The sequence below is a fragment of the Rhizobium sp. Root483D2 genome (assembly GCF_001426685.1).
Classification (GTDB): Bacteria; Pseudomonadota; Alphaproteobacteria; order Rhizobiales; family Rhizobiaceae; genus Pararhizobium; species Pararhizobium qamdonense.
This window is the reverse complement of the sequence record NZ_LMFB01000018.1, coordinates 126,453-134,573: the sequence shown is the minus strand read 5'-3', so window position 1 is coordinate 134,573 and position 8,121 is coordinate 126,453. Positions and strand designations below refer to the sequence as shown.

Annotated in this window: 6 protein-coding genes; 2 read left to right on the top strand and 4 right to left on the bottom strand. The window is 60.0% G+C overall.

The genetic code is table 11. From position 1 onward, the window contains the following. Positions 1-62: 62 nt before the first annotated feature. On the bottom strand, positions 63-215 hold the full coding sequence (locus ASD32_RS29610) for a hypothetical protein (protein WP_156383205.1): 153 nt from the start codon (positions 213-215) through the stop codon (positions 63-65). Between the two features lie 172 nt (positions 216-387). Here ASD32_RS29610 and ASD32_RS16265 point away from each other — a divergent pair, with 172 nt between their 5' ends. Beyond that, on the top strand, positions 388-1,866 hold the full coding sequence (locus ASD32_RS16265) for an aldehyde dehydrogenase family protein (protein ID WP_060639093.1): 1,479 nt from the start codon (positions 388-390) through the stop codon (positions 1,864-1,866). Positions 1,867-1,935: 69 nt separating this feature from the next. Here the strand turns inward: ASD32_RS16265 and ASD32_RS16260 are convergent, their stop codons facing one another. Both ASD32_RS16260 and ASD32_RS16255 read right to left on the bottom strand, forming a co-directional pair. After that, positions 1,936-2,445: a BA14K family protein gene (locus ASD32_RS16260; RefSeq protein WP_060639092.1), complete on the bottom strand. Its 510-nt coding sequence runs from the start codon at positions 2,443-2,445 to the stop codon at positions 1,936-1,938. 105 nt (positions 2,446-2,550) lie between these two features. After that, positions 2,551-2,769 (bottom strand): hypothetical protein, encoded by a 219-nt coding sequence (locus ASD32_RS16255; protein WP_060639091.1) that lies wholly within the window; start codon positions 2,767-2,769, stop codon positions 2,551-2,553. 261 nt (positions 2,770-3,030) lie between these two features. Here ASD32_RS16255 and ASD32_RS16250 point away from each other — a divergent pair, with 261 nt between their 5' ends. Then, positions 3,031-4,116: an alpha/beta fold hydrolase gene (locus tag ASD32_RS16250; protein ID WP_060639090.1), complete on the top strand. Its 1,086-nt coding sequence runs from the start codon at positions 3,031-3,033 to the stop codon at positions 4,114-4,116. A 72-nt stretch (positions 4,117-4,188) separates the two neighbouring features. Here the strand turns inward: ASD32_RS16250 and metH are convergent, their stop codons facing one another. Continuing rightward, on the bottom strand, positions 4,189-7,962 hold the full coding sequence (gene metH, locus ASD32_RS16245; RefSeq protein WP_060639089.1) for a methionine synthase: 3,774 nt from the start codon (positions 7,960-7,962) through the stop codon (positions 4,189-4,191). Between the last annotated feature and the right edge of the window lie 159 nt (positions 7,963-8,121).

The window sequence follows — 8,121 nt, the reverse complement described above, 5'->3', positions numbered from 1 at the left end:
GCGGTTTATAGGCGACACACCCGAAACAAGTCAACACACCAAAACAAAGAAAATAAAATTTCTCATAAGTGTATGATTTCAAGGGAGTATTTCAAACCAACCCCAAAACAACCCAAATCCGCAGCACAATCACCAAATGCACCCGGCAAAATCTTTCCCAAATGGTCAAAAATGCCGGGCGGCGGCATCGGAGCGTTGGATGTGTTTTCACTCACGTGCAGCCCCCTGGTATCCCGTTTTTGCAGGCCCCTCCATGAGGATTGCCGCCCTCCTCGACAATTCCTGACCGAGCGATACACTCAGCCAATTCAGCGACAATGGAAAAGGCCGCCGGCACAACGGTAGCAGCCAGGCGATATTGGATCCGATTTCAACAAGGGTGGCGATATGCAGGACAGGCTTTACATCGACGGTGCGTGGGTAAGGCCTGAGAAAGGGGGCACGCTCGATGTCATCGACCCCGCCACCGGCCAGGTCATTCACAAGGCCCCAGCCGGAACCAGCGGCGATATCGACAAGGCCGTCAAAGCGGCCCGCTACGCCTTCGATTCCGGGCCCTGGCCGAAATTCACCGGCGCCCAGCGCGCCGTCTATCTGCGGGCCATTGCCGCGAAAATTACCGAAAAACGCGAGTTCCTGGCCAGGCTCGAAGTCACTGACAATGGCAAGCCGCTGCCGGAAGCGCTTTGGGATATCGACGATGCCGCCGGTTGTTTTGCCTATTATGCCATTCTGGCGGAAGAGCTCGACCAGCACCCGGAAGAGACCATTCCGCTCAGCGAGCCGCGTTTTTCCTCAAGGGTCGTGCGCGAACCGCTCGGCGTGGTCGGCGCGATCACACCGTGGAACTACCCGCTCCTGATGGTCGCTTGGAAAGTCGCCCCGGCTTTGGCTGCCGGCTGCACCATCGTGCTCAAACCCTCGGAACTGACACCGCTGACCGCGCTCGAACTTGGTGTGATCGCCGAGGACATCGATCTCCCGGCTGGCGTGCTCAACATCGTCACCGGCACCGGAATGCAAGCCGGCGAACCTTTGACCGAACATCCGCTGGTCGACAAGCTCGCCTTTACCGGCTCGGTCCCCACCGGCCGCAAGGTGATGATGGCAGGCGCCCAGGACATCAAGACGGTCAGCCTGGAACTGGGCGGCAAATCGCCTTTCGTGATCTTTGCCGACAGCGATATCGAAAAGGCCGTCGAATGGATCATGTTCGGCATCTTCTGGAACCAGGGCCAGGTCTGTTCGGCAACCTCGCGCGTACTGGTCGAAGCGGGGCTCTATGACGCCGTCGTTTCGCGTCTCTGCGAGGAAGCGGCCAGGATCAAGATCGGCAACGGTCTGGAAGAGGGTACGCAGCTTGGGCCGATCGTCTCGAAGGGCCAATATGACAAGATCACCTCGGCAATAGACCGCGCCCGTATCGATGGCGCCGAGGTCGCCTATGGCGGCCGCCGCCCGGCTGGTTTCGAGGCCGGATATTTCCTGGAACCGACGGTGCTTACCGGCATGAGCGAGGACAGCTATGTTTGGAAGGAGGAGATTTTTGGTCCGGTCGTCTGCATCAAGCCGTTCAAAGACGAGGACGATGCCATCCGCATGGCCAATGACAGCCGCTTCGGGCTTGCCGCCGCCGTGATGTCGAAGGACGTGATCCGCGCCGAACGCGTCGCCGAGGCTTTTCGCGCCGGTATTGTCTGGGTGAATTGCTCGCAGCCGACCTTTGTCGAGGCGCCCTGGGGCGGATACAAACAGTCCGGTATCGGCCGCGAACTCGGCCGATGGGGTCTGTCAAACTATCTGGAAACCAAGCAGATCACCCGCTTCAACAGCGATGAGCCCTGGGGCTGGTATATCAAGGACTAAAATTGGCTTTGTCATACGGGCAGGACAATAACGCCCTGCCCCTCGTTAAGCGCTGCAAAAGCGCGTCGATCAATAGGGCGAGACGCACTGACGGCGGCCGCCATTATAGGGCTGGTACGTATTGTCATAGGCTCTATAGGAGCGGTATCGCGCATAGCACCAGTCAGCATGTGAACCGCCGGTGCGATAATAACGGCGCTCACCGCCATAATACCGCGGCTGGGCTAGCATACCGCCAATGATGGCGCCCGCAGCCAAGCCGCCGAACGCCGCACCGAAATTATCGTCATACCCGCGATATCCGCCGTAATAACGCCTGTGGTGGCGGTAACCGCCGTGACGGTAGTAGCCATCGTGGCGATAATAGCCGCCGTTGCGATAGTGCCGCCTGATATAGGAGCCACGATGCCCGTAATGGCCGTGGCGCCAGGCGTTGCGATAGTAATCGACCTGTTGAATATCGGAAACCTGAGGTTTCGGCCGCTCGATGGATGGGAATGCCTGTGCCGGCAGGACGCTTGAAAAGGCGGTCGCCAGCGACAGACCAATGATTGCAAACATCTTCATGTGAATCACCATTTATCTTTCCTCGCGGAAACGTTTGAACGGTGATTTTGTGCCATGCGCGGTGAAATAATTTAAATCCGGCCAATGCGCTTGCGAGAGACGAAACCGCAGCCGCCGTCAATCCGGCCGCTTGAACGTCAACTTGAAGCTATAGTCGCCATTGCGCTTCACCTTGGTTTTGGTCCGCACCTTGACCGGACCGCCCAGCGCGATTTCCGCATCCTCGAACGCCTGGCGCACGCCGGCCATCGCCTGGTGATAGGCACTATTGTCGCGTTTTGGACTATCGGCGATCGCTTTCAAAAGGGCGATCGTGTCGAGCTTATTTTCGGCCATGAATTCCCGCCCCCGCGGTCGCAAGTCCACCCTCGAAGATCGGGGGCATTCTCTGATTCGTGCCACAACCGCACCGGCCGGATCAGTATCCCAACCCGTCTGGTGTCCTCAAGACAAACATCTGCGGCAAACATCGGGCTGCCGATCTATTGCCGGCGGGAAAAATATGTCACCAAGGCCCTCATGCATTCGCAATCAAACCGGCGCGTATCAATGATCCCTTTTCAAGGCCCCCATCCCGTCCGTTCCCATCTGTGCAGGATGGCGATCGTGTTGACAGCTGTTTTACAGCTTGCGGCCTGCGCTTCGCGCCCGACGGATGCTGTCTTGCAGCCGGAAAGTGCTGCGGGCGGCGAACGGCAGATTACGCTTTTGACGGCGACCGACAGAACCAAAGATGGGCAGGGCTTTGCAAGCGGCCGTGCCCAGTCGATGGCATTCGAGAAATTTTCGATCTCCATTCCGCCAACCCATCAGCCATCGAAAATCGAATGGGCAAAAGGCAAGCCCAATGCCAAGCGTGACTTCGTGGTGACGAAGCGGACCACGCTCGACCGGCCGGCATTTTTGGCCTTGGCGGGAACGCCGGGCACCGACGGCTCGGTTGGCCTGTTTGTTCACGGCTATAATTACAGCTACCAGGAGGGCCTGTTCCGACTGGCGCAGATCGCCGCAGACGCAAAGACCGGGGCGACACCGGTGCTGTTTTCATGGCCGTCAGAGGCCACCGTGACCGGCTATGTGGCCGACAGGGATGCGGCCTTGTTTGCGCGCGACGACCTCGTGGCCGTCATCACCGAGATGTCGCGCCAGCCCAAGGTGAAGAAATTCGTTCTGTTCGGGCATAGCATGGGCGGTTTCCTGATCATGGAAGCGCTGCGGCAGCTGAAACTCGAGGGCCGTGGCGAGGTGCTGGACAAGCTCGTCGTCATCCTGGCTGCGCCCGATATCGATGCCGATGTCTTCCGCAAGCAACTGACGGTCATTGGGCCGCTAAAGACACCGCTGACGCTGTTTGTGTCCAAGGATGACAAGGCGTTGAGGATTTCCAGCTTTCTCGGCGGCGAACGGCAGCGCGCCGGCAGGCTGGATGTGGATGATCCCGTCGTTGAGGACGCGGCTGCGCGCTACGGCATCAAGGTTATCGATATCACCTCGGTCAAGGCGGACGACAGGCTTGGCCATGACCGCTACGCCAATCTCGCCGCCATCGGCCCGCAGCTCGTTTCCATCGAACAGCGCGATGGCGTGTCGTCCAGACAGACCGGAGCCTTCGTTTTCGACGCCGCAGCATCCGTGATTTCCAGCCCGTTCAGGCTGGCGGGCCGGGTGATCGCGGGACAATGATCTGAATTTGTGCCCATGGCGGGCGGCGGCGGTCGAATCGAAACCGCCCCGCACAGAGCGGAAAGCCTGGCGCTACTCCGCCGCTTCCACCCTTTGCACCGGCACATAGTTCAGGATCGGCCCCAGCCAGCGCTCGACATCAGCGATCGGCATATCCTTGCGTGCCGCATAGTCCTCGACCTGATCGCGCTCGACCTTGGCGACGCCGAAATAATAGGCGTCGGGGTGGCCGATATAGATGCCGGAGACGGAGGATCCCGGCCACATGGCAAAGCTCTCGGTCAGCGTCACGCCGATTTCCTCTTCCGCGTTCAAGAGATCAAACAGCGTTGCCTTTTCGGTGTGATCCGGCTGGGCCGGATAACCGGGCGCCGGCCGGATCCCGGCATAGGGTTCGCCCGCCAGTTCGCCGGGCGCGAAGGTCTCTCCTGCCGCATAGCCCCAGAGTTCCTTGCGGACATATTCGTGCAAGCGCTCGGCAAAGGCCTCGGCGAAACGGTCGGCGAGCGCCTTCACCATGATCGAGGAATAATCGTCATTGGCCCGCTCGAAGCGCTCGGCAATCGCCACTTCCTCGATACCGGCAGTGACGACGAAGCCGCCGAGATAATCCCGCTTGCCGCTATCGACGGGAGCAACGAAGTCCGACAGCGCCACGTTGGGGCGGCCGTCACGCTTGGCCATCTGCTGGCGCAGCGTGAAGAAGGTGGCGCGTTCCGTTGACCGGCTCTCGTCGGTAAACAGGCGGATATCGTCACCGGCAACGCCGGCCGGCCAGAAGCCGACGACGGCCTTTGGTGCGAACCATTTTTCAGTGATGACCTTGGCCAGCATCGCCTGCGCATCGGCAAAGAGGGCACGGGCAGCTTCGCCCTGGCGCTCGTCGTCCAGGATTTTCGGGTAGACGCCCTTCATTTCCCAGGTCTGGAAGAACGGCGTCCAGTCGATATACTCAGCCAGCTCCGCCAGATCCCAATTCTGGAAAACCCGGGTGCCGAGGAAGGACGGCGTCTTGGGCTCGTAGAAATCCCAATCGACCTTCTGCGCATTGGCGCGGGCTTTGGCGAGCGGCAGGCGCTGCTTTTCCAGCTCGTTGCGGGCATGCGCATCCGCCACCTTCTTGTATTCGGCCCGGACGGTGTCGATATAGCCACCCTTCATCTCAGGCGATAGCAGGCTGGACACCACGCCAACCGCACGGCTGGCATCGGTGACGTAGATCGCCTGGCCCTGGTTGTAGCGCGGGTGGATCTTGACTGCGGTATGGACCCGGCTGGTGGTGGCACCGCCGATCAACAGCGGGATATTGAACCCTTCGCGTTCCATTTCGGCCGCCACATGCGCCATCTCGTCGAGCGACGGCGTTATCAGGCCGGAGAGGCCGATAATATCGACATTCTTTTCGCGGGCCACCTCCAGAATCCTGGCCGAGGGCACCATGACGCCGAGGTCGATGATCTCGTAATCGTTGCAGGCGAGAACAACGCCGACGATATTCTTGCCGATGTCGTGCACATCGCCCTTCACCGTTGCCATCAGCACCTTGCCGGCGCTCTTGCGCTCGCCAAGGCCACCACCGGCCAGCCGTTCGGCTTCCATATAGGGCAAGAGAATGGCCACTGCCTGCTTCATCACGCGGGCGGATTTCACCACCTGCGGCAGGAACATCTTGCCTGCGCCGAAGAGGTCACCGACGACGTTCATCCCGGCCATCAGCGGACCTTCGATGACGTGCAACGGCCGCTCGGCATTCTGACGGGCCTCTTCCGTATCGGCCTCGATGAATTCGGTGATGCCGTTGACCAACGCATGTTCAAGCCGCTTTTCGACACCCCAGTCGCGCCATTTCAGGTCCCGCTCCTTGGCTTCCTTGCCGGCGGTGCCCTTGAAGCGTTCGGCAAGCTCCAGCATGCGCTCGGTCGAATCGGCACGGCGGTTGAGAACCACGTCCTCGCAGGCTTCCTTCAGTTCCGGCTCGATCTGATCGTAGACCACCAGCTGACCGGCATTGACGATGCCCATGTCCATGCCTGCCTGGATGGCGTGATAGAGGAACACCGCATGCATGGCTTCGCGCACCGGCTCGTTGCCGCGGAAGGAGAAGGACAGGTTGGAGACGCCGCCGGAAATATGCACATGCGGCAGGGTGTCGATGATCTCGCGCGTCGCCTCGATGAAATCGACGCCGTAATTGTTATGTTCCTCGATACCGGTGGCCACGGCAAAGACGTTGGGGTCGAAAACAATATCTTCCGGCGCGAAATTGGCCTGTTCGGTGAGCAGCTTGTAGGCGCGGGTGCAGATCTCGACCTTGCGTGCCTGCGTGTCCGCCTGTCCCTGTTCATCGAACGCCATGACCACGACAGCGGCGCCATAGGCGCGGCAAAGCCGGGCATGGTGCAGGAAGGCTTCCTCGCCCTCTTTCATCGAGATCGAATTGACCAGCGGCTTGCCCTGCACGCATTTCAGGCCTGCCTCGATAATCTCCCATTTGGACGAATCGATCATCACCGGAACCCGGGCAATATCCGGTTCGGCGGCAATCAGATTGAGAAACTCGACCATCGCCTGCTTCGAATCGATGAGGCCTTCGTCCATGTTGATATCGATGATCTGGGCGCCATTGGCCACCTGGTCGCGGGCGACATCGAGCGCTGCCGCATAATCGCCAGCGGTGATCAGCTTGCGGAACTTGGCAGAGCCCGTGACATTGGTGCGCTCGCCGACATTGACGAAGGGAATATCCTTGGTGAGCGTGAACGGCTCAAGCCCGGACAGTTTCATCAGCCGCGGTACTTCGGGGATGGCGCGGGGCGCGTGTTTTGCCACGGCCTGCGCAATTGCGCGGATATGCGCCGGCGTCGAGCCACAGCAGCCGCCAACGATGTTGACAAGGCCTTCGCGGGCAAAGCCCTCGATCTGGGCCGCCATTTCATCCGGCGTTTCATCATACTGGCCGAACTCGTTGGGCAGGCCGGCATTCGGATAGGCGCAGACGAATGTATCGGCGACGCTCGAAATTTCGGCGAGATGCGCGCGCATCGCATTGGCGCCGAGCGCGCAGTTGAGGCCGATGGTGAAGGGATCGGCATGACGCACCGAATGCCAGAACGCGGTCGGCGTCTGGCCCGACAGCGTGCGGCCGGAAAGGTCGGTGATCGTGCCGGAGATCATGACGGGCAGCCGGATGCCCATTTCGATGAACACTTCCTCGGTGGCAAAGATCGCCGCCTTCGCGTTCAGCGTATCGAAGATGGTCTCGATCAGCACGATATCCGCGCCGCCGTCGATCAGGCCGCGCAGCTGCTCGGCATAGGCGATGCGCAGGTCATCGAAGGAGACGGCGCGGTAGCCGGGATTGTTGACATCGGGCGAAATCGACGCCGTCCGGTTGGTCGGGCCCAATGCACCGGCAACGAAGCGGCGTTTGCCATCGACCTGCTGCGCCCGCAATCCGGCGCGCCGGGCAAGGCGCGCGCCGTCGCGGTTGAGCTCATAGACCATCGCTTCCATGCCGTAATCGGCCTGGGCGATCGAGGTGGAGGAAAACGTGTTGGTCTCGAGGAGATCGGCGCCGGCAATGGCGTAGTTATAATGGATTTCCTCGATCGCGCCCGGCTGGGTCAGCGTCAGAAGGTCGTTATTGCCCTGTAGATGACATTCGCAGGCAACGAAGCGGTCGCCGCGAAAATGGTCTTCACCAAGGCCGAGCTGCTGGATTTCCGTGCCCATCGCACCATCCATGATCAGGATGCGCTCGCGGGCGGCTGCTTTCAGCGCGGCCATGACTTCGGATCCGTCCGGTTTGGGTAAAACGGCACCGAAAAGTGCATCAATGGCGGACATGGGAAATCTCCCGTTCTGAAAACGACAATAAACTGCAAATCAGCAATCACATAAAGATATCTTTATGTCAATATATGAGTTTGCCCATCGATGCTTTTCAAAACGGAACGGCCCGCCTCTGTTCGAAGCGGGCCGCACGAAAAACATTAGCCGTTGCTT

Excerpts from the sequence above, each read along its gene's own strand:
- ASD32_RS16250 (WP_060639090.1), top strand. The coding sequence starts at position 3,031 with ATGGCGATCGTGTTGACAGCTGTTTTACAGCTTGCGGCCTGCGCTTCG.
- ASD32_RS16255 (WP_060639091.1), bottom strand. The coding sequence starts at position 2,769 with ATGGCCGAAAATAAGCTCGACACGATCGCCCTTTTGAAAGCGATCGCC.
- ASD32_RS16260 (WP_060639092.1), bottom strand. The coding sequence starts at position 2,445 with ATGGTGATTCACATGAAGATGTTTGCAATCATTGGTCTGTCGCTGGCG.
- ASD32_RS16265 (WP_060639093.1), top strand. The coding sequence starts at position 388 with ATGCAGGACAGGCTTTACATCGACGGTGCGTGGGTAAGGCCTGAGAAA.
- metH (WP_060639089.1), bottom strand. The coding sequence starts at position 7,962 with ATGTCCGCCATTGATGCACTTTTCGGTGCCGTTTTACCCAAACCGGAC.